Below are 20,621 nucleotides of genomic sequence, written 5' to 3'. Positions count from 1 at the left end.
TGTCTCTACCCTACTACTTATGTCCGTTGATCTTGCTCAACTTGTCGAAGAGTTGGCCGAAAACCTCCTCGATCTCGACACGCAGGGCAGCATAGTGCTTGCGGACGAGCGACGGATTGTGCGGCTCGGCGGGATTCATCGCTTTGGAGAAGAGCATGTTGCGAACGCCGACAGCCTCCTGCATCAGTTCGAAAATCTCCTTCTCCTTCGAAGGCTGGAAACAGATAGCCATATCGCAGTCGAAAACAACCTCCTCAAGGCGGTAGTCAATCTCCTTCTTCAGGTCTCGTAAATTTGCCATATTCAGTCGATTTTAAAATTTTTGCTCTGGCAAAGGTAATAAAACGTTTCGGATTATCAAATATTTTCGGACTGCGTCCCCGGGAATTATTTCCCGGACGGATGGCGGACAAAAAAGATCCCGGAAGGCCGGGATCGTTTTCGCATTACATTTTTTCGAGTTCCTCGTAGGTCTTCCGGGCGGCCTTCTCGGCTTTCTTGGCAGCCTTGGCCTCCTTCCGGGCAATCTTTTGGGCGGTCCTCTCCTGCTGACGGACGATCTTCTGCGCTTCGCGGGCCTCCTTTCGGGCGCGTCTCTCGGCGGCCTTCGCCTCCTTCTTCATCTCCCGGGATTCCTCACGCATCTCCTTCCCGTACTCGTGTTCGCCGGGCATCTCGACGATGAGTCCGTTCACCTGCTCGTCGACAACGACATAGGGTTCGGCCGGTTGTGCGGGCTGCGGCTGCGGAGCCGGCCGGGGAATCATGGTGCGTTGCTCGACGATGTTGCCAGCTCCGTAGCCGATCGTCAGCTCGACCCGCCGCATCTTCGGCAGAACGTTATTTTTCAGGCAGTTCCACGCAGCAGGCATCTTCTTGAGCGCTGCCTCCTTCTGGCAGGGCGACTGCTTGCCGTCGATGATGTTCAGCACGGACTGCCGGTCGGGCATCGACGACTGGGCGACCAGCGCGCGGCACGCCTCCCAGTTCTCGGCAACGGAATGCACCGTCACCTTGTACTTGTTCGAAAAATCGTATTTCCGGTCGACATAGGCCTTGAAGTCTGAGGCCCGCTTGGCGGCCAACGCTTCGTTGAACTTCAGCGGACCGTCGGGAGAAGCATAGCCCGTGATCGTCACGGCGCAGACCCGACGGAGCGTGTCCTTCACGAGGTCGTCCACAAAGGCATTGAGCCCGTCCAGCTCCTGCGGATTGCCGTTGAGCCCGGTGTTGAGCGTCGCCAGATTGATCTGGTAGCGAATCGAATAGTCGGCATCGTCGCGGCTTTGGACGATGAACCTGCGCACGATGTAGTCGCCGTCGGTAGTCTCCGACAGCAATACGGTATCAGCCGCAGGGGCCGGAACCGCACTCCTGGTTTGGGCCGTCGCTCCGGCAGCGGCACACAACGCGAGAGAAAGAGCGAAAGTTGATGTAAATGTTTTCACGCTAAAATTGTGTTAGTTAACGCTTCGTCTCTCGCAAGATTCATACCACGGTTTCAAACGGCCCTTTTTTCAATCGCCCCACAACCGCATTTCAATAAATATCCGTATCTTTGCAAAAATAATTCGTTCAAGATGGCGTACGGCAAGAAAATAACACTGTTTCTGATGGATGGCTCCGCGGAAGGGCGTATCAGCTGCGAATTGTCCAACTGGAATGGAAAAGCATACCGTATCCCGAGATCTTGCATCCGCCAATGCATGGACCGAAAGGATATGGACAATGCCGGCGTTTACATCCTGTTCGGCAAATCCGACAATACGGACAAAGAAGGTCTGGCATATATCGGCGAAGCCGACGGCATTCTGAAACGGTTGACACAGCATCTTTCGCAAAAAGATTTCTGGAATGACGCCATCGTGTTCGTCAGCAAAGACAACAACCTGAACAAGGCTCACATCAAATACATAGAGAACAGATTGTACGAAGCAGCCGACGAAGTCGGCCGTTACAAGCTGGAAAACTCCAACACCCCTACCCGATCGACCATCTCCGAACCGGACGAGGCCGAAATGGAGGAATTCATCGCCAATATCAAGCTGCTGATCGGCACGTTGGGGTTCAAAATCTTCGAACCATTGATTTCATCGCAAAACACAACGCCGAACCGCATCTTGTATATTCAGGCTGCCCGAGGAGCGAACGCCCAGGGGATTAGCACCACAGAGGGATTCGTCGTATTGAAAAATTCCCGAATCGCGGATTCCGTCACCCGCTCTTTCCCAGACAATTACCTGCACTTACGAGATAAATTGCTTAGCAACAAAACGATCGTTCAAGACCCGGAGGGACTCGTACTGACCAAGGACCTGTTATTTTCCAGTCCTTCCACAGCCGCCAGTATCGTCATGGGGCGTAGTGCCAATGGCCTGTCAGAATGGAAAACGAAAGACGGATGCATTCTGAAATCGCTGGAAGAAACCAAATAAAAGAGGCTGCTTAAAAGCAGCCTCTTTTCAGATATACCCTTCAAAATTACATGCGTTCGGGAACGTCGATGCCCAGCAGTTTCATGCCCTCCTTCAGGACGCGGGCGACCTGCTGCGCCAGCTGGAGACGCATCTTGCGCACCTCAGTGTTCTCCTCCTTGAGGATCGAATGGTCGTGGTAATAGCCATTGAACTGCTTGGCCAGCTCGTAGACATAGGCCCCGACGATCGACGGCGCAAAGTTATCGCCCGCAGCCTTCACCACCGACGGATACTCCGTCAGCGCCTTGACCAGGTCGACCTCCTCGCGCAGGTAATCCGCCGCCGCAGTCCCTCTGAAGTCGATGCCAGCCTCGGCGGCCTTGCGCAGCACCGAGCGGATACGCGCGTGGGTGTACTGGATGAAAGGTCCCGTATTGCCGTTGAAGTCGATCGACTCGCGGGGATCGAACAGCATCGTTTTCTTGGGATCGACCTTGAGGATGAAGTACTTGAGCGCTCCCAGCCCGACCATCGTCGAGACCGCTTCGGCCTCCTCCTCCGAGCATCCATCGAGCTTGCCCAGCTCGGCCGACATCTCGCGCGCCGTCGAGACCATGCCCTCGATCAGGTCGTCGGCGTCGACCACCGTACCCTCGCGCGACTTCATCTTGCCCTCGGGAAGCTCCACCATGCCGTAGGAGAGGTGGGTGATGTGGTCGCTCCAGTCGGCATAGCCCAGTTTCCGGAGCACCAGTTTCAGCACCTGAAAGTGGTAGTTCTGTTCGTTGCCCACGACGTAGATCATGTCATCGAGCCGATTGTCCTCGAAGCGGCGGAAAGCCGTGCCGAGGTCCTGCGTCATGTAGACCGACGTGCCGTCGCCGCGCAGCAGCAGTTTTTCGTCCAGTCCGTCCGCCGTGAGGTCGATCCACACCGAATTGTCGGGACGGCGGTAGAAGACCCCCTTGTCGAGCCCCTCCTCGACGAGCGACTTGCCCAGCAGGTAGGTCTGCGACTCGTAATAGACCTTGTCGAAGTCGACGCCCAGCGCCTTGTAGGTCACGTCGAAGCCCTCGTAAACCCAGCCGTTCATCTTCTCCCAGAGCGAGTAGACCTCGGGATCCCGGGCCTCCCACTTGCGCAGCATCTCCTGGGCCTGGAGCATGATCGGGGCGTTTTTCTTGGCCTCCTCCTCCGACTGTCCCTGCGCAACCAGCTCCTTGATCTGCTCCTTGTAATGTTTGTCGAACTCCACGTAGTAATCGCCCACGAGGTGATCGCCCTTCAGACCCGACGAAGCCGGAGTAGCCCCGTTTCCGTAGAGCTGCCACGCCAGCATCGACTTGCAGATGTGGATGCCGCGGTCGTTCACCAGATTGGCCTTGATGACCGTATGGCCGTTGGCCTTGAGAATCTGAGCCACGGAGTAACCCAGCAGGTTGTTGCGGATGTGTCCCAGATGGAGTGGCTTGTTGGTGTTGGGCGACGAGTATTCGACCATCACGGTGCGGCCCGTCGCAGGAGCATGTCCGAAATGTTCGTCGGCAGCGACTTCGGCGAAGCGGGCCGCCCAAAACGCATTGTCGAGCGAAAGGTTGAGGAAACCTTTGATCACGTTGAACGACGCGATCTCGGGGACGTTGGCCGCCATGTATTCGCCGATTTCGGTCGCGGTGGCTTCGGGAGACTTGCGGCTTCGCCGGAGCAACGGAAAGGTTACGAGGGTATAGTCGCCCTCGAACTCCCTGCGGGTCTTCTGAATCTGCAACTGCTCGTCGCCAAGCTCACCGTAAAGCGCCTCCACCGACCGGCGGACCGCATCCGAAATAAAGGTTTCGATATTCATATACAATAGATTTTGCCCGCAAATTTAACGTTTTTCGGCGAATAAGCAATTCCATCGGGACCATATTCTTTGGTTTTAGCCCGACATCCATTATCTTTGCGACACAAACCGACAAGACACTCCATGGAAATTCTCGTCATTCTGCTGCTGATCCTGCTCAACGGGCTGTTTGCCATGTCGGAGATCGCACTCATTTCGGCCCGGCGCTCGAATCTGGAGCTGCAGGCCCGACAAGGCAGTGCGGGCGCCCGACAGGCCCTGAAACTGGCCAAAGACCCCGACCGGTTTCTATCAACCGTGCAGATCGGCATCACCCTGATCGGCATTCTCACGGGTATTTACTCCGGCGACACGCTGGCCGCAAAATTCGGCGGGGAGCTGGCCCGTCTGGGCATTCCGCTGCGCACGGCGACCGTCACGGCGCAGATCTCGATCGTCATCGTGGTCACCTACCTCACGATCATCTTCGGCGAACTGGTCCCCAAGCGCATCGGCATGAACGCCGCCGAGCGGGCCGCAAAAATCGTCGCACAGCCCATGCGGCTGCTCTCAATCATGACGTCGCCCTTCGTGTGGCTGCTCTCCAGAAGCACGGCGGGCATCACCCGACTGCTGGGGCTGCAACAGGCCGAAAGCAAGGTCACCGAGGCGGAAATACGCTCGATCATTCAGGAAGGGGCCGAGGACGGCGAGGTGCAGGCGGTCGAACGCCAGATCATGGACCGCGTCTTCTCGCTGGGCGACCGCACGGTGGAGTCGATCATGACCCACCGCAGCGAACTGGCATGGATCGATGCGGCGGCGTCCGCGGAGCAGATCCGCGAAACGGTGGCCCGCGCTCCCCACAACTGCTATCCCGTCGGTCTGGGCAATCTCGACAAACTGCTGGGCGTGGTCTATCTCAAGGACCTGTTTCTGCACCTGGGCGACGAGGAATTCGACCTGCACGGGCTGATCGGTCCGGCGAAATTCTTCCACGAAGGGTTTGAGGTTTACAACGCCCTCGAGCAGCTGCGCACCGAACAGCTGGACTACGGCATCATCTGCGACGAATTCGGCGTGACGCGCGGCATCATCACCCTGCGCGACATTTTCGAAGCCCTGGTCGGCGAGCTGCCCGATCCGCGCGAGGAACCGGACATCGTCCGGCGCGAGGACGGCAGCTGTCTGGTCGACGGCCAATGTCCTTTCTACGACTTCCTCGACTGCTTCGGGCTGGAGAACTCCCTACCCTGCAACACCTACAACACCGTCAGCGGGCTGATCCTCGACCAGCTGGGCCACATTCCCGCCACGGGCGAGAAACTGGAATGGAACGGTCTCACGCTCGAAATCGCGGACATGGACGGAGCGCGCATCGACAAAATCCTCGTCAACCAGAAACAACAGTCATGAAAATCGCAAACATAGAACTGGGCGAACAGGCCCTGCTGCTCGCTCCGATGGAGGATGTCACCGATCCGTCGTTCCGCTACATGTGCAAACGCTTCGGTGCCGACATGGTCTACACCGAGTTCATCTCGTCGGACGGACTGATCCGCGACGCGGCGAAATCGCTCAAGAAACTCGAAATCGGCGAGGCCGAACGTCCCGTGGGCATTCAGCTCTACGGCCACCTGATCGACCCGATGGTCGAGGCGGCACGCATGGCCGAGGCGGCCGATCCCGATGTGATCGACATCAATTTCGGCTGCCCGGTGAAGAAGATCGCCGGACGCGGAGCCGGATCGGGGATGATGCGCGACGTGCCGCTGATGGTCGAGATGACCCGCCGGATCGTCGAGGCCGTGAAGAAACCCGTGACGGTGAAAACCCGCCTCGGATGGGACGAGGAGTCGAAAAACATCGAGGAAATAGCCCTGCGCCTGCAGGATGTGGGAATCGCCGCGCTGACCATTCACGGCCGCACGCGGGCCCAGATGTACCGCGGCGAAGCCGACTGGACGCTGATCGGCAAGGTGAAGAACAATCCGCAGATCCACATTCCGATCATCGGCAACGGCGACGTCGACTCGGGGCCCAGGGCCCGGGAGATGTTCGACCGCTACGGTGTGGACGGCATAATGATCGGCCGCGCCACCTACGGACGTCCGTGGATCTTCCGCGAAGTGAAGCACTTCCTCACCACGGGCGAAGAACTGCCGCAGCCGTCGGTCGTCGAGCGCGTGGCCATCGCGAAGGAACATTTGCAGAAGTCACTCGAAATCAAGGGCGACCATGTCGGAATCCTCGAAATGAGGCGTCACATGACCAACTATTTCAAGGGGCTGCCCGACTTCAAGGCCACGCGGCTGAAACTCGTGACGTCGCTCGACACCGCCGAGCTGTTCGCCACACTCGACGAGATCGCCTGCCGCTGGGGCGACTACGATCTGAGCGGAGCGGTTCCCGCACCGCTGTCGCACAACCTGTAAAAAACGGGGAAGCAGGGAGCGTGCAGGGCCGCATTCCCCCATCGGAATCGCAGCGCGGCGACCTGTCCGCAGCGGCGCAGAGCATGCAAATTCGGACCTCGCCCATCGGTCCGGGGGACACTACCCTATCGGCGGATTCGGCCCGGCGAACCTCCCAGAGGCGGCCTTTGCCGGAAAGGTTCTGCGGAGGGGGCCTACGGAGAAGCCGAGGGTTTACGCCCGAGGCGGAATGTTACGTTTGAAGCGGGGTGTTGCGTCCGAGCCGGAATGTTACATTCAAGGTGGGGTCTCCCGTCCGAGGCGGAATGTCACGAAAAAACCGGACAAGCGAGCCGGGAGGAGGCAAGCGCGCCGCAAGAAGCCCGGTTTCCCGGGAGCACTTCAAGAACACAAAAGGCCCGGGTGTAAACGTCACACCCGGGCCCTTTTGCAATTCATCGTCTATTTCAGCACCCGCTCGACATAGGCCTTGTAATCCTTCACGACGGGTTTGTAGCTGTCGTCCTCGAACAGCGGCGAGGAGATCAGGAAATCGGCCGACGATCGGTTGATGGCCGTCGGAACGTTGTAAAGCGTCGCCAGGCGCAGCAGCGCCTTCACATCGACATCGTGCGGCTGGGCCGACATCGGGTCCCAAAAGAAAATCAGCGCATTGATCTTTCCGTCGGCGATGAGCGACCCCAGCTGCTGGTCGCCGCCCAGCGGGCCCGACTTGAGCAGCGTGATTTTCAGCTCGGGCTGTTCCCCGGCATACTCCTCATGCTCCTCCCGGTGGTCGCGCAGGGTCTTCTCGACCATCTTGCCGGTCGTACCCGTACACACCAAGTGGTGACGGCTCAACTTGCGGCTGTTCCAGTCGACCCACTCTGCCAGGTCGCGTTTCATGTTGTCGTGGGCAACCAGTGCCAGCACTTTCGTTTTCTTCTCCATAACGACAGGTCTTTATGAAAGCCGCAGCGGCTTTCGGTTCGTCACACCCCGGCACGGGCCGGGATGCTGCTCGCTATTCGTTTCCTTCCGGGAGTTTGAATTCCGTGAATCCCGCTCCGACCAGCGTGTTGTACCACGCGAAGCACTTCTTGATGTCCGAAACATGCACCCGGTCGCGGTCGTACTCGGGAAGCACCTCGGCAAATGCGGCCTTCAGCTGCTCGGGCGACTCCTTGGGGCTGATCGCCTCTTTGCCGCCCGTATGGGCGTAGATCCGGGTGAAAACGTCGGCCAGCGCAATGTCGTCGCCTTCGGTGAACATCGAAATCTCCGAAAGGGCGCTCACCTTGGCGTTCGCCGAGGCATTCATGCGTCGCCCGTCGAGCAGCGACTCGACGATCACTCCGCGCACGGACTGCGCCACGAATTTATAAAGTCCGGGCTGGCCCGAAATGGCCAGAATCTCTTTCAGTTCCATAAAATTGCTATCTCTTTGTTTAAATGGGTTGTTCGAATTTGTCCTCCCACGCCATCAGGGACCCTGTATTCCTGAAGCTGCGTATAGGAGGCTACGTTGTATGCCGTGATGGCGCGGATCCGGAAAGTAACTTTCCGGCCGGCCTTCTGCCGCGGAATGATACCCTCGTAATCGAACGAGGTAACACCGGCAGGCGGCTCGGTCTTCGCAACGGTCCTCACGTCGGATTCGTCGTCGTCGAGCATATAGAGGATGCAGACGTTGCGCAGCCCGTAGGGGCACGAAACGGAGACCTTCACCCGGACCTCCGAATCGGAGTCGATGGTCTGCGGCTGCACGGTCACCTCGCCGAACTCCGCCGGGGTCGTATACTCGGGACCCCGGTTCGGATTGCAGGCCGCAAGGCTCACGGCCGCAAGAACGGTGAAGAGTCGCGTGTTCATAGCCTACTCCTTGGTCAGGTGCACGTCCATCTGCGGGAACGGGAAGTTGATGCCCACCTTGGGCAGCTCCTTGTAGAATTGTTCGTTATGCTCGAAAAAGGTGTTCCAGTAGTCGGGGTTCTTCACCCATGCGCGGACCGTGAGGTTCACCGAACTGTCGGCTAGCGCCGTGACCCACACCACCGGGGCGGGATCGGTCAGAATGCGCGCATCGGCCGCCAGCATCGAAAGAATCGCCTTGCGAGCCACATCCACGTCGTCGCCGTAGGAGATGCCCACCGACCAATCGACACGGCGCGTCTCGGAGGTGGAATAGTTGTCGATGATGGCTGTTGCGATCGTGTTGTTGGGGATGTAGATCGTCTGGTTGTCGACCGTGGTGATCACCGTCGAGAAGAGCTTGATGTCGCGCACGGTTCCCGACTGGCCCTGCGCCGAGATGTAGTCGCCGATACGATAGGGTTTCATCAGCAGGATCATCACCCCGCCGGCAAAGTTCTGGGCCGTGCCGCTCAATGCCATACCGATGGCCAGCGTGGCGGCCGACGCAACGGCAATGAGCGATGTCACGTTGACGCCCAGCGTCGAGACGACGATCAGGATGAGCAGCAGCGTGAAGAACGCACTGACGGTATTACGCGTGAACGAACGCAGCGAGATGTCGACATTGCGGTGCTGCATGGCCACGTCGATCAGCTTCAGCAGACGATGCACGATCCACCGCCCGACGAAGTAGATCGCCAGGGCAATGGCGATTTTAATGATAATCCAGATCGACTCGGAGAGCATCTTCTGCAACAGGGCATACAAATCGATGTTGGCAAGTTTCTCGACCGTCTCCGCAAAATGGGCTTTCTGCACGCTGTCGGGAACCATCAGGGGACCCGGATCTCCGACCGCTAAAAATATCCGCATAACTCCGTGTTTAAGTTTATGAGGCAAAAATAGCCAAAAAAAAGAGAACTTTATTAACTTTGTCTGCGCTTTTTACAGAAAGAGAAAGAAAAACACCATTCATTATACGACAGACGATGCAGAACAACGTTGAAATTATCCAGATAAACATTTCGGGAGAAGACAAACCGGGCATGACCTCGTCGCTCACCGAGATTCTCGCGCGCTACGACGCCTTCATCCTCGACATCGGACAGGCCAACATCCACCAGTCGCTGACGCTCGGCATCCTGATAAAGACCACGGCCGACAAGTCGGGAAACATCATGAAGGAGCTGCTCTTCAAGGCGTCGGAACTGGGCGTGATGATCCGTTTCGCACCCATCTCCGAGGAGCGATACGACGACTGGGTGAGCCGTCAGGGCAAAAACCGGTACATCATCACCCTGCTGGGACGCACCGTCACGGCCCGACACATCGCCCAGGTGACGAAGGTCGTGGCCGAGCACGGACTGAACATCGACGCCATCAAGCGCCTCACGGGACGCATGCCCCTCTGCAAGGACGACCGCGCGGCCAAGTCGTGTATCGAGCTCTCGGTGCGCGGATCGCTCACCGACCAGGAGCGCAGCACGATGCAGGAGGGATTCATGAACCTCTCGGAGATCGGACTCGACGTCTCGTTCCAGAAGGACGACATCTACCGCCGCAGCCGCCGCCTGATCTGCTTCGACATGGACTCGACGCTGATCGAGACCGAGGTGATCGACGAATTGGCCGAGCGCGCGGGCGTCGGCGACAAGGTGCGCGAAATCACGGCCAGCGCCATGCGCGGCGAGATCGATTTCCGCGAGAGTTTTTCACAGAGGGTCGCGCTGCTCAAGGGACTGGACGTCTCGGTCATGGAGGAGATCGCCCGCAGCCTGCCGATCACCGAGGGGCTGGAACGCATGATGACCATCCTCAAACGCGTAGGGTACAAAACGGCGATCCTCTCCGGCGGATTCACCTATTTCGGCAACTACCTCCGGCAGAAGTACGGCTTCGACTATGTCTATGCCAACGAGCTGGAGATCGAGGACGGACGCCTCACGGGACGCTATGTCGGCGAGGTGGTCGACGGGCGCCGCAAGGCCGAACTGCTGCGGCTGCTGTGTCAGTTCGAGTCGATCAACATCGCCCAGTCGGTGGCCGTCGGCGACGGAGCCAACGACCTGCCGATGCTCAACCTCGCGGGTCTGGGCATCGCCTTCCACGCCAAACCCAAGGTCAAGGCCACGGCCCGGCAGTCGATCTCGACCATCGGGCTGGACGGAATCCTCTACTTCCTGGGACTGAAGGATTCGCGCATCGAATAACAAGCGTTGCCGGATGCAATCCCGCACGATCGGCCGCCGCGGGATACGGCCGATCGCTACCGCCTCCGCCGGCATCGTTCATCGGGCCGGGAGGCCGGGCCGGGCATCGGTCGGACAGCAAACCGGAGACTAGGAGGCCGGGCCGGACAGCAACCCGAAGACCGGGCCGGACATCGGTCGGACAGCAACCCGGAAAGGGTCCCCGCGAGCGGACCGGCCGGGGCCCCTGCAAACCTCACCTCCATTGCGTAAAAATATGCTTCACATCCGTTCCATACCTCTCTTCGGCGCCATCGCCTCGCTTCTGCTGGCCGGGTGTTACGACTCCTCATTCGGCAAACCGGACGATCAGGACCACGAAAAACCCGCAACGGAGACCATCGCCGCACTGCGCGACCGCTATGCGGGCACGCCCTTCACCGTCACGGGCGACATTGTCGTCACGGGGCGGGTTGCGAGTTGCGACCGCGCGGAGAATTTCTACCGTACGCTCTGCATCTGCGATGCTGAAGCGGGGGTTGAAGTGATGGCGGGTATCGACCATCTGCACAACGACTTCCCCCTGGGGAGCCGCGTGACGCTGTCGCTTCGGGGACTCACCATCGCCCAAAGTCGCGGAGTGTTGCAGGCGGAACGTCCGCCCGCCGCCGGAAGCGGCTATGCAACGGACTACATCGGCTCCCGGGCGGCACTCGGCGCCGTGCTGGTACGCTGCGGCGAAACTCTGGCAGCGCCCTTCCCCGCCCCGCTTGCCATTCCGGCACTCTCGGAAAGCCGCTGCGGCACGCTCGTCCGCATCGACGAGGTGCGCTATACGCCCGAAGACCTTTCGGAACCGACATGGGCCGGCTACAAGCGCTTCACCGATGCCGACGGCAACACCGTCTATACCTATGTCCGCCGATATGCCCGTTTCGCCGACGCCGAAGTGCCTGTCGGCACGGTCTCGCTGACGGGAATCCTCCAGTACGACGCCGCAGGCGACGGGCGTTACATCCTCAAACTGCGCGATGAAAACGACTGCACGCATTAGTCCGCCGACACGGCCGGCACGGCTGGTACTGTCGGTACTGCTGGCGCTATCGGCCGGATGCGACCGGGCCACAGAACCCCAATTCACGGTCTGTCCCCCGGAGTCGCAGCATTCGGTAGCCTATCTCAAATCGCTCTGCGACGGGAAAAGCAGCGTTGCAATAACGCAGGAGATCACCATTCGCGGATTTGTCACGGCCAACGACCTCTACGGCGAATTTTACAGAACAATCGTTGTCGAAGATACCTCGGGCGGCATTGCGATCGCCGCGGAAGGAGCTCCGCTGGCGGATCTCTTTCCGTTCGGGATCGTGGCGAATGTCCGCTGCAACGGGCTGACGCTATGCGACTACGGCGGAAAAATCCGTCTGGGGACGACTCCCGGCGACAACGGCGCAGGGTGCATTCCGCGCGAAGAACTCGCGCGCTACATCCGCACCGAACCCTCCGGAGGCGAGACGCCCGCCGCATAGCTCCTGACGTTCGACGCCGTCTCGGCCCGGCACATCGACACACGCGTGCGTTTCGACGACGTGCGTTTTGTCGATGCCGGGAAAAGCTGGTGCGACACCGACCCGGAGACGGGCCGTATCGTCGCCACCGAGCGTGAGATCGTCGACACGCGGGGCCGGACCTTCACCGTGCGGACCGCCGCGACCTGCGTCTACGCAAAGGAGCCTCTGCCGCAGGGCACAGGCTCCTTGTATGGAATCATCGACTATTTCGCCGGAAAATACACCCTGCGCGTCACCAACCGCGAAGCGGAGTTTCGCAGCGAGGCAGGGCATTGAGAGGGCATCGTCCCCCGCCGGCCAGATCTCCGCCACCGGAAAGGCCGGGAATCAGCGCTGCAACGCCTCCCACAGCATATCCTTGAGCCGCGGGATGTTCAGACCCGAAACCGACGAGATGAAGACCGAAGGAACGCCTTCGGGCAGGTGGCTCCGCATCTCGACAATCAGATCCTCGTCGAGCATGTCGCACTTGGTGACGGCCAGCAGGCGCTCCTTGTCCAGCAGTTCGGGATTATATTGCGTCAGTTCGCCCAGCAGGACGTCGTAGTCGCGGCGGATGTCGTCGCTGTCGGCAGGGATCATGAACAACAGCACCGAATTGCGCTCGATATGGCGCAGAAAACGGGTTCCCAGACCGCGCCCCTCGTGCGCCCCCTCGATGATGCCCGGGATGTCGGCCATGACGAACGACTTGTGGTCGCGGACCTCGACGATACCGAGGTTCGGCTCCAGCGTCGTGAAGGCATAGTCGGCGATCTTGGGCTTCGCGGCCGAAACCACCGAGAGCAGCGTAGACTTGCCCGCATTGGGGAAGCCCACCAGCCCCACGTCGGCCAGTACCTTCAGTTCGAGGATGAACGTCCCTTCCTCACCATCCTCGCCCGGCTGGGCATAGCGCGGCGTCTGGTTGGTGGCGCTCTTGAAATGCCAGTTGCCCAGACCGCCACGGCCGCCACGGAGCAGCACGAGCCGCTCGCCGTCGGCAGTCACCTCGCCCACCGTTTCGGTGGTCGTGGTTCCGTCCTCGTTCTCGATGACACGCTTGGCGACCGTGCCCAGCGGAACCGGGATCACGATGTCGCGGGCATCCTTGCCCGAGGAACGCGCCCCGGAGCCGTGTTCGCCGTCCTCGGCAAACTGGTGGCGCTGGTATTTGAGGTGGATGAGCGTCCAGTACTGCCTGTCGCCCTGCAGGACGATGCTGCCGCCCTTGCCGCCGTCACCGCCGTCGGGACCGCCGAAGGCTACGAATTTCTCGCGGCGAAAATGCGTCGAGCCGCCGCCGCCGTGCCCCGAACGGGCGAATATCTTTACGTAATCTACAAAATTGGATCCTGCCATATTTGTCCTTCGTTTTGGTGCTGTCAATCGCCCGTGCCGCCGTCGGCGTCGGCCACAAGTCGGCCCCACGCCCCCAGAGCCCTTCCGTGCGAGGAAGGACTTTGCCGCTATACAGCCCGAACGGGGCAACAAAGATAGTACAAAAAAAGCAGACCGCGAAAAAACGGTCGGTCGGCAAGACGGAATTACGGGGTCAAATCGGCGAAACGGCGCAGTCCCTCACCCCGGTGATCGTGCGGAGCGCTTCGAGATTTTTCAGGATATTGGCCTTGCCCGAGGTTTTGCCCAGGGCATATTCGCGGACACGCCCGAAACGCTCGGGGAGCAGTTCGTTGCAGTAGAGGTTGTTCTTGCTGTCGCCGTCGGCATGGATGCCCGCACACTGTGTGAAGACGCTCGCACCGACGATCGGGCGGTTGGCAGGGATGCGGATGCCCGTATAGCCCTCGACCGTGCGGCTGACGCGGTTGATCTTCGTCTCGTCGACCCCCGTCGTACGGCCCAGACAGTCGTGCAGCTCGGCCACCGTGCTCGACAGCGGCGCGTTGCCGGCCCGCTCACCCAGCCCGTTCACGGTGACGTGGACCCCCTGAAAGCCCGCCCGCACGGCGGCGGCGGTGTTGGCCACGGCCAGGTCGTAGTTGTTGTGGGCGTGGAAATCGAAACGCAGCGACGGATAGCGCGTCACAAGGTCGCGGCAGAAACGTTCGGTATCGTAGGGGTCGAGAACTCCCAGCGTATCGGGGCACATAAATCGGCTGACGGGAGCGTCGGCCAATCCGTCGAGCATCGCGTAGACATAGTCGGGCGAATGGCGCATGCCGTTGGACCAGTCCTCAAAGCCATCCCGCGGTCGACAGACGCAAGGGTCTCGGCGCGCACATCAGCCAGATGGCGTTCGGGTGCGTAGCCCAGCTGCTCCTCGCAATGCTTCCGCGATCCTTTGGCCAGCAGGTTGACCACGCGGCATCCGGCAGCTCCGAGCCAGTCGAGCGAGACCCCGCCGTCGATGAAGCCCAGCGCCTCCACACGGTCGGCATAGCCCTTGGCCGCAGCCCACTCGGCAATGGCGCGCACGGCCTGCTCTTCGCCCTGCGAGACCCGGGCCGAGGCAATCTCGATGCGGCTGACGTGCAGGTCCTCCAACAACAGCAGGGCTTGAAAATCCGACGCTTCCGACGGTGATTTCCGGTCGGAATGGAATCAAAATGAATTATGTAACCTGTTTATGCTCTTGCAAATATATGAATTATTCAATAATTTCAAAAACAAATCGTCCGAAAAGGCGGATGGATACACACCGGCGGCCTCCCCGCCCCGGATGGACAGGAAGGCCGCCGCAAAACAGGACGACAGGCCGCATCGTCTGCCGATCAGACGCCCCGGCCGCTTAGAGCTCCAACGGTTCATAGGGCAGGCCCCAGGCTTCGGCCACGGGTTGGCAGACCACCCTGCCGCCGACGATGTTCAGTCCCAGCGCCAGTTCGGGATTCTCCTGCGCGGCGCGGCGCCAGCCCTTGTCGGCAAGCTGGATGACGTAGGGAAGCGTCGCGTTGGTGAGTGCAAGGGTCGAGGTGCGGGGCACGGCTCCCGGAATGTTGGCTACGCAGTAGTGCAGGATGTTGTCGACATAATAGACCGGATTCTCGTGCGTGGTGGGGCGCGAAGTCTCGAAACAGCCGCCTTGGTCGATGGCCACGTCGACCATCACCGTACCCGGCTCCATCTCCCGGAGCATGTCGCGCGTGACGAGTTTCGGGGCCTTGGCTCCCGGAATCAGCACCGAGCCGACCACTAGGTCGGCGTGCTTCAGCTCCTCGCGGATGTTGTATTCGGACGACATCAGCGTCTTGACGTTGCGGGGCATCACGTCGGCCAGGTAGGTCAGCCGCTGCAGCGAAATGTCGCAGATCGTCACGTCGGCACCCGTTCCGGCAGCCGTACGCGCCGCAGCCGTGCCGACAACGCCCGCACCGATGATGAAAACCCGGGCCGGCTTCACACCCGGGACTCCGCCCAGAAGCACCCCCTTGCCGCCGCGCGGCTTTTCGAGGAAATAGCGCCCCTCCTGAGCGGCCATGCGCCCCGCGACCTCCGACATCGGGATCAGCAGCGGCAGCGAACGGTCGGCGCACTCGACGGTCTCATAGGCACAGCAAACCGCCCCGCTGTCGACCATCGCCCGGGTGAGGGGTTCGCTGCTGGCAAAATGGAAGAAGGTGAAAACAAGCTGGTCCCTGCGCACGAGCCGATACTCGGGAGCCACCGGTTCCTTGACCTTGACGATCATCTCCGCCCGGGCGTAGACCTCCTCGATCGAGGGAAGCAGCTCCGCCCCGGCGGCCGTGTAGGCATCATCGGCAAATCCGCTGTTCACACCGGCCGTAGCCTGCACATAAACTTTGTGGCCCCGTTTGACAAGCTCCCGGGCTCCTGCGGGGGTAAGAGCAACGCGATTCTCGTTGTTCTTGATCTCTTTTGGAATACCGACAATCATGGATCTGAACGTTTTTAAGGTTTTTACCCCTCCAAAATACGAATTTAACGCGGAAATCCAAAAAAATGCGGTCGTTTTTTCCGGTGCGGGTCAGAATCGGTAAGAGACTGTGAGATAGAACGAACGGGGCCACGCATAGGTATAGCGCGAGGCGTGGGGTGCATAGAGCACGTCGTCGCCCGGGCGGATGCGGCGCACGCGCAGCGACTCATAGCCGTCATGGATCGTATCGGTTTCGCCCGTCAGGTTGCGCAGCATAAGCGAGGCGGTGAGCCGCGAACGTTCGAAGCGGAACGTCTTGAACAGCGAGGCATCGAGCGTGAAGGCGTCCGGAAGCCGCTCCTGACGGGTGAAGGCATCGAAGAACTCCCGCGTGATGCCGCCCTGACCCGCAAGGCGGTCGGTGCGCCGCAGGGGCATCGGCTCGACATGGCGCCATCCGGCATATCCGGCCGAAGCGCGGCATCCCCACCCCTGCGGACCGAACCAGGAGATTTCAGCCAGAGCCGTCAGCTGCGGGGAGCCGCCCATAGCACAGCAGCCCATGCGGCTGACGGCCTGCATGTCGACGGCCGAGTTATCCACGTCGGAGAGCACCGTGACACGCGGATCGCGGATGTATTTGTAGCGCCCGGCCGAAGCCGCCAGCGACAGCCGCCAGCGGTAGGACAGCCGGAGGTCGGCGGCCGCCTCCACGCCGCACGACATGCGCCCGACGCCCGTCACGGCCATGTCGCAGTAGACCGAGGCCATATCGTCGTAATAGGCCCGTGTCTCGATGCCGTCGAGCGTCATGACGGCGAAGAACGATGCCTGGAAATCGAGGACGGGGCCCGTCAGGCGGCAGTTGAGTTCGGCGGCGTAGAGGCGTTCGGGAACGGGGTTGTCGACCGCACGGTTGTTATAGAGCGGCTGAAAGAAAAGATCCTCGGCCCGAGGTGTGCGGGCGGCGGCCGCAGCGGCGATTTCGATATAGCGCCGCGGGGAGAAGACCCAGCCCGCAACGGCCTTGAGCGCGTAGGGCGTGAACCGCAGGGTCCGCGAAGGACCGAAGGACCGTGGGCCGGGAAAAAGTTCCTTCTCATAGTAGCCCCGGCGGCGGACGGCATCGCTCCCCAGCTCGACCGGAAGATCGGCCCGGAAACGGTCGGAGCGGTAGTCGGCCTGCAGGCGGAGCACCGCCCCGCGCAGCGTCAGCGCATAATCGTAGCCAAAGCGGTCGCTTTCGCCGACCCTCCGTCCGGGATGCCGCAGATCGTTCTGGAGCCTGTTGCTGTACGTGTCGTCGTCGATCAGGAAGCGGTCGATGTCCACGACATATCCGGCGCCCAGCAGGTCGCGCATCTGTTTGTAGAAACGGTTGTTTTCGCGGCGGAGCGAAACCCCGTAGCGAAGCGTCAGCCGGGAGTCGAGATCGGTGGCCAGCGACGCGTCGAAGGCCAGGTTGCAGAGCCGTTCGACGCGGTCCTCCAACGCATAGACCGCATGTCCGCCCGCCATGCGGTTCTGTCGGATCAGTTCGTCCCAGTCGATCTGCGTATGGCGCGGATCGCCCGAGAGCCAAGCCTGTTCGGTCGCCCCGTCGCCCGTATGGCTCGGCAGGTAGCGGTAATTGTCGGGCATCGGCGTGCGGGCGTCGTACCAGTCGAGCATGCTGTACTTCGCGACACCCGTCTCGGCGGCAAGCGTGGCGGCGAGCGAGGTCGAAGCCGACAGCGGCACGGAATAGGCCACCAGGGTCAGCGGAACCGTCTCGCGCCGCACGCGGGAGTTGCGCACCCGGCCGTCCTGCCAGCCCCACGCCGGGTTGTAGAGGCGGTCGCCCGTGAGCCTGAAGGCCTCTTCCGAAGAGGAGAGGCGCGTGCCCCGCACCGAGGGTGTCACGACACACAGTACGGAGAGTTCGTGTCCCTCGCCGAAACGTTTGGCGAGGCGCAGTCCGGCGGTCAGGGCATTGGTGAAGACCCCTTCGACGTGTCGGTCGCGGCCGGTGCGGGCGTCGAGCGCCGCCGAGACGAGCCAGCCATTGCCCGGAGACACCGAGGCGGCGGCCTTTGCCCTCACGAGGTAATTGCGGTCGGCAAAGCCTGCCGAGGCCAGGAAAGGTTGCAGAGGCTCCCCCTCCGGGAACCGCGGCAAGTCCCGCATAGCGCTATTCGTCGGCCCCGAGCAGGCGCAGCACCGGAAGGTAACGGTAGGAAACCGCAACGCCCATGAGCGAGGTGCGTTCCCGGGAGTAATCCAGTCCGCGGCGCCGGAGGGCGACCTGCGGCAGGTTGAAATCGGAGCGAAGACCGTAAAGGTCCGAAGGGGATTGCACGGCGCGGTAGAAGATCGCCGAATCGGTCGTGAGCAGTTCGCGCCGCTCCTCACGTTCGGCATAGGGATAGTATTCGTCGTCGGGATACTGGGCCGCCGCCACACACGGAAGCAGGAGAAACAACAGGGCACAACGGCTTTTCAGCATATCATCGCAACTTTACAGAACACAAAGATAGCAAAAAGTCCGACAATTCAAAATCGGCGTGCATGCAGCGCGGCCAAATGATCCGGGAACCGGAAATATCGTCACAACTCGGCTTAGGCCCTATCCGACGGGAATGGGGGGGGGCAACAAACTCCGGGCGGACAGGCGGAGCTCCGGCCGGGAGGGAAGGAGGGAGCGGCCGGGGAGAGGGAACAGATTCCGGCCCGGAAGAGGAAACAAACTCCTGCCCGGGAGAGGAAACAAATTCCAGCCTCGTGATGATGAAGAGTTCCGACACCGCCGTAGAGACAACAAATTCCGAGCGGCAGGCGGAGCTCCGGCCGGGAGGGAAGGAGGGAGGGAGCGGCCCGGGAGAGAAAACAAAATCAGGCAGAGGAAAGACCACAAATTCCGGCCCGGGAGAGGGAACAAACTCCGGCCCGGGAGAGGAAACAAATTCCGGCACCCCCGCCGTGGGGATGCCGGAATCGGAATCAGATTGTTTTCAGCACTTCAGTCAGCAGGTTCCAGAACTTGGGGACCGTGGCGATTTCGAGCCGTTCGTCGGGCGAATGCACGCCGCGGAGCGTCGGGCCGAAGGAGACCATCTCCAGATCGGGATACTTCTCGAGGAACAGGCCGCACTCCAGTCCGGCGTGGATGGCGCGGACCTTGGGTTCGGTGCCGAAAAGCCGTTTGTAGGCTTCGACGGTGACCTCCAGCAGTTTCGACTGCGGATCGGGCGTCCAGCCCGGATAGCCGTCGGAATGGGCCACATCGGCGCCCGCCAGCGCGAAGACCGACTCGACCATCTGCATCACGTAGGTCTTGGCACTCTCGACCGACGAGCGTTGCGACGAGGTGACAACGATGCGGTTGCCCTCCGCGAACTTCACCGAAGCAAGGTTTGTCGAGGTCTCGACCAGTCCCGGAACGGCGAACGACATGGAGACGACCCCATTGGGAACACCTACCAACGAGTAGACCAGCGCCGACTGCGTCCGGCTGTCGAGCACCTCGTTGACCTGGGGCATCTCGTTGAGCGTGATTTTGAAATTGGGCTCGCGGAAGCGGAATTCGGCTTCGAGATCCGCGGCGAAGAGGTTGTAACGTTTGACGAACTCCTCCTTGAAGCGGGTCGGGACGCCGAAGATGGCGTAGGCCTCGCGCGGAATGGCGTTGCGGAGGTTGCCGCCGTTGAAGTAAGAGAGTCTGAGTTCGAACGACTGCATGCCGTCCCACAGAAGACGCGCCACGGTCTTGTTCGAATTGACCCTCCCCTTGTCGATGTCGTCGCCCGAGTGTCCGCCCTGGAGGTCCGACACGTCGACACGGAAGAACGTGTAGTTCTTCGGCGAAGGCTCCATCGTATAGTGGAACGTGGCGATGGTGTCGATGCCGCCCGCACAGCCGATGAAGATTTCGCCCTCGTCCTCCGAATCGAGGTTGACGAGGTATTTGCCCGAGAGCATCCCCTCACCCAGTTCGAAGGCTCCCGTGAGGCCCGTCTCCTCGTCGACGGTGAACAGCGCCTCGACAGGGCCGTGCTCCACCGTCTCGTCGAGCATCACGGCCAGTGCGGCGGCCATGCCGATACCGCAGTCGGCTCCCAGCGTCGTGCCTTCGGCCCGGACCCAGTCGCCGTCGATACGCGTGCGGATGGGATCGTTGTCGAAGTCGAACTCCACATCCGAGTTCTTTTCGCAGACCATGTCCATATGCGACTGGAGGATCACGGCAGGATGCTCCTCCATGCCCGGAGTGGCGGGCTTGCGCATCACGACGTTGCCGATGGCGTCCCTTTTGTATTCGATATGGTGCTTTTTGGCGAAATCGATCAGAAAATCGATGATTTTGCCCTCCTTCTTCGAAGGACGCGGCACTCGCGTGATGGCGTCGAACTGTTCCCAGACAAGACGCGGTTCCAAAGAGGTTATTTCCGACATAAATTTTTGCTTTTTTGCAAAGTTAGGAAAAATCCGTAACTTT

At 60.7% G+C, this 20,621-nt stretch carries 17 protein-coding genes and 2 pseudogenes; 6 read left to right on the top strand and 13 right to left on the bottom strand.

From position 1 onward, the window contains the following. Positions 1-13 precede the first annotated feature (13 nt). Positions 14-301, bottom strand: a complete 288-nt coding sequence (locus tag QZ460_RS08415; RefSeq protein WP_290541131.1) for a hypothetical protein — start codon at positions 299-301, stop codon at positions 14-16. A 145-nt stretch (positions 302-446) separates the two neighbouring features. Then, a complete protein-coding gene (locus QZ460_RS08410; RefSeq protein WP_290541130.1) occupies positions 447-1,448 on the bottom strand; it encodes a hypothetical protein in 1,002 nt (333 codons plus the stop codon). Positions 1,449-1,580: 132 nt separating this feature from the next. On the opposite strand from QZ460_RS08410, the gene QZ460_RS08405 reads away from it, so the two are divergent. Then, positions 1,581-2,435: a GIY-YIG nuclease family protein gene (locus QZ460_RS08405; protein WP_290541129.1), complete on the top strand. Its 855-nt coding sequence runs from the start codon at positions 1,581-1,583 to the stop codon at positions 2,433-2,435. A gap of 46 nt (positions 2,436-2,481) precedes the next feature. On the opposite strand, the gene argS is transcribed toward QZ460_RS08405, so the two are convergent. After that, positions 2,482-4,263, bottom strand: a complete 1,782-nt coding sequence (gene argS / locus QZ460_RS08400) for an arginine--tRNA ligase (protein WP_290541128.1) — start codon at positions 4,261-4,263, stop codon at positions 2,482-2,484. A 123-nt stretch (positions 4,264-4,386) separates the two neighbouring features. On the opposite strand from argS, the gene QZ460_RS08395 reads away from it, so the two are divergent. Together QZ460_RS08395 and dusB are read left to right on the top strand one after the other, a co-directional pair. Continuing rightward, entirely contained in the window at positions 4,387-5,658 is a 1,272-nt protein-coding gene (locus tag QZ460_RS08395) for a hemolysin family protein (RefSeq protein ID WP_290541127.1), read from the top strand. After that, on the top strand, positions 5,655-6,677 hold the full coding sequence (gene dusB, locus QZ460_RS08390) for a tRNA dihydrouridine synthase DusB (RefSeq protein ID WP_290541126.1): 1,023 nt from the start codon (positions 5,655-5,657) through the stop codon (positions 6,675-6,677). Before QZ460_RS08395 ends, dusB begins: the two co-directional genes overlap by 4 nt. A gap of 441 nt (positions 6,678-7,118) precedes the next feature. Here dusB and QZ460_RS08385 read toward each other — a convergent pair whose 3' ends face one another. The 4 genes from QZ460_RS08385 to QZ460_RS08370 form a co-directional block, all read right to left on the bottom strand. Continuing rightward, on the bottom strand, positions 7,119-7,607 hold the full coding sequence (locus QZ460_RS08385) for a methylglyoxal synthase (RefSeq protein WP_290541125.1): 489 nt from the start codon (positions 7,605-7,607) through the stop codon (positions 7,119-7,121). A gap of 73 nt (positions 7,608-7,680) precedes the next feature. Then, positions 7,681-8,085, bottom strand: coding sequence for a DUF5606 domain-containing protein (locus tag QZ460_RS08380; RefSeq protein ID WP_290541124.1), 405 nt, complete (start codon positions 8,083-8,085; stop codon positions 7,681-7,683). Then, complete coding sequence (locus tag QZ460_RS08375; protein ID WP_290541123.1) at positions 8,076-8,528, bottom strand: hypothetical protein; 453 nt, start codon at positions 8,526-8,528, stop codon at positions 8,076-8,078. The genes QZ460_RS08380 and QZ460_RS08375 overlap by 10 nt, the downstream gene beginning before the upstream one ends. A 3-nt stretch (positions 8,529-8,531) precedes the next feature. Next, complete coding sequence (locus tag QZ460_RS08370) at positions 8,532-9,443, bottom strand: mechanosensitive ion channel family protein (RefSeq protein WP_290541122.1); 912 nt, start codon at positions 9,441-9,443, stop codon at positions 8,532-8,534. 116 nt (positions 9,444-9,559) lie between these two features. Here QZ460_RS08370 and serB point away from each other — a divergent pair, with 116 nt between their 5' ends. The 3 genes and pseudogenes from serB (at position 9,560) to QZ460_RS08355 (ending at position 12,603) form a co-directional block, all read left to right on the top strand. Then, positions 9,560-10,780 carry a phosphoserine phosphatase SerB gene (gene serB / locus QZ460_RS08365; protein WP_290541121.1) on the top strand — a complete coding sequence of 407 codons (1,221 nt, stop codon included), beginning with the start codon at positions 9,560-9,562 and terminating at the stop codon, positions 10,778-10,780. A 256-nt stretch (positions 10,781-11,036) separates the two neighbouring features. Next, entirely contained in the window at positions 11,037-11,813 is a 777-nt protein-coding gene (locus tag QZ460_RS08360; RefSeq protein WP_290541120.1) for a DUF5689 domain-containing protein, read from the top strand. Next, positions 11,791-12,603: pseudogene (locus QZ460_RS08355) on the top strand (DUF5689 domain-containing protein). The gene QZ460_RS08360 and the pseudogene QZ460_RS08355 overlap by 23 nt, the downstream one beginning before the upstream one ends. A 51-nt stretch (positions 12,604-12,654) precedes the next feature. On the opposite strand, the gene obgE reads toward QZ460_RS08355, so the two are convergent. The 6 genes and pseudogenes from obgE to QZ460_RS08325 all read right to left on the bottom strand — a co-directional run bounded on the left by obgE (position 12,655) and on the right by QZ460_RS08325 (position 20,578). Continuing rightward, positions 12,655-13,668, bottom strand: coding sequence for a GTPase ObgE (gene obgE, locus QZ460_RS08350; protein ID WP_290541119.1), 1,014 nt, complete (start codon positions 13,666-13,668; stop codon positions 12,655-12,657). A 238-nt stretch (positions 13,669-13,906) separates the two neighbouring features. Further along, positions 13,907-14,826 (bottom strand): annotated as a pseudogene (locus tag QZ460_RS08345) (2-isopropylmalate synthase); the annotation flags it as partial. 232 nt (positions 14,827-15,058) lie between these two features. Next, positions 15,059-16,165, bottom strand: a complete 1,107-nt coding sequence (ald, locus tag QZ460_RS08340; protein ID WP_290541118.1) for an alanine dehydrogenase — start codon at positions 16,163-16,165, stop codon at positions 15,059-15,061. A gap of 90 nt (positions 16,166-16,255) precedes the next feature. After that, positions 16,256-18,313, bottom strand: a complete 2,058-nt coding sequence (locus QZ460_RS08335) for a TonB-dependent receptor (protein ID WP_290541117.1) — start codon at positions 18,311-18,313, stop codon at positions 16,256-16,258. A gap of 4 nt (positions 18,314-18,317) precedes the next feature. Then, the gene (locus QZ460_RS08330; RefSeq protein WP_290541116.1) at positions 18,318-18,632 is read right to left on the bottom strand and encodes a hypothetical protein; all 315 of its coding nucleotides are present in this window, start codon (positions 18,630-18,632) and stop codon (positions 18,318-18,320) included. Positions 18,633-19,126: 494 nt separating this feature from the next. After that, positions 19,127-20,578, bottom strand: coding sequence for an aminoacyl-histidine dipeptidase (locus QZ460_RS08325; protein ID WP_290541115.1), 1,452 nt, complete (start codon positions 20,576-20,578; stop codon positions 19,127-19,129). Positions 20,579-20,621 lie beyond the last annotated feature (43 nt).

This window comes from Alistipes sp., assembly GCF_020026455.1.
Lineage (GTDB): Bacteria > Bacteroidota > Bacteroidia > Bacteroidales > Rikenellaceae > Alistipes.
This window is presented reverse-complemented; position numbering and strand designations above follow the sequence as displayed.

What these genes read in the sequence shown, in the direction of transcription:
- QZ460_RS08415 (WP_290541131.1), bottom strand. Translation starts at nt 301, where the DNA reads ATGGCAAATTTACGAGACCTGAAGAAGGAGATTGACTACCGCCTTGAG.
- QZ460_RS08405 (WP_290541129.1), top strand. Translation starts at nt 1,581, where the DNA reads ATGGCGTACGGCAAGAAAATAACACTGTTTCTGATGGATGGCTCCGCG.
- argS (WP_290541128.1), bottom strand. Translation starts at nt 4,263, where the DNA reads ATGAATATCGAAACCTTTATTTCGGATGCGGTCCGCCGGTCGGTGGAG.
- QZ460_RS08395 (WP_290541127.1), top strand. Translation starts at nt 4,387, where the DNA reads ATGGAAATTCTCGTCATTCTGCTGCTGATCCTGCTCAACGGGCTGTTT.
- dusB (WP_290541126.1), top strand. Translation starts at nt 5,655, where the DNA reads ATGAAAATCGCAAACATAGAACTGGGCGAACAGGCCCTGCTGCTCGCT.
- QZ460_RS08385 (WP_290541125.1), bottom strand. Translation starts at nt 7,607, where the DNA reads ATGGAGAAGAAAACGAAAGTGCTGGCACTGGTTGCCCACGACAACATG.
- QZ460_RS08380 (WP_290541124.1), bottom strand. Translation starts at nt 8,085, where the DNA reads ATGGAACTGAAAGAGATTCTGGCCATTTCGGGCCAGCCCGGACTTTAT.
- QZ460_RS08375 (WP_290541123.1), bottom strand. Translation starts at nt 8,528, where the DNA reads ATGAACACGCGACTCTTCACCGTTCTTGCGGCCGTGAGCCTTGCGGCC.
- QZ460_RS08370 (WP_290541122.1), bottom strand. Translation starts at nt 9,443, where the DNA reads ATGCGGATATTTTTAGCGGTCGGAGATCCGGGTCCCCTGATGGTTCCC.
- serB (WP_290541121.1), top strand. Translation starts at nt 9,560, where the DNA reads ATGCAGAACAACGTTGAAATTATCCAGATAAACATTTCGGGAGAAGAC.
- QZ460_RS08360 (WP_290541120.1), top strand. Translation starts at nt 11,037, where the DNA reads ATGCTTCACATCCGTTCCATACCTCTCTTCGGCGCCATCGCCTCGCTT.
- obgE (WP_290541119.1), bottom strand. Translation starts at nt 13,668, where the DNA reads ATGGCAGGATCCAATTTTGTAGATTACGTAAAGATATTCGCCCGTTCG.
- ald (WP_290541118.1), bottom strand. Translation starts at nt 16,165, where the DNA reads ATGATTGTCGGTATTCCAAAAGAGATCAAGAACAACGAGAATCGCGTT.
- QZ460_RS08335 (WP_290541117.1), bottom strand. Translation starts at nt 18,313, where the DNA reads ATGCGGGACTTGCCGCGGTTCCCGGAGGGGGAGCCTCTGCAACCTTTC.
- QZ460_RS08330 (WP_290541116.1), bottom strand. Translation starts at nt 18,632, where the DNA reads ATGCTGAAAAGCCGTTGTGCCCTGTTGTTTCTCCTGCTTCCGTGTGTG.
- QZ460_RS08325 (WP_290541115.1), bottom strand. Translation starts at nt 20,578, where the DNA reads ATGTCGGAAATAACCTCTTTGGAACCGCGTCTTGTCTGGGAACAGTTC.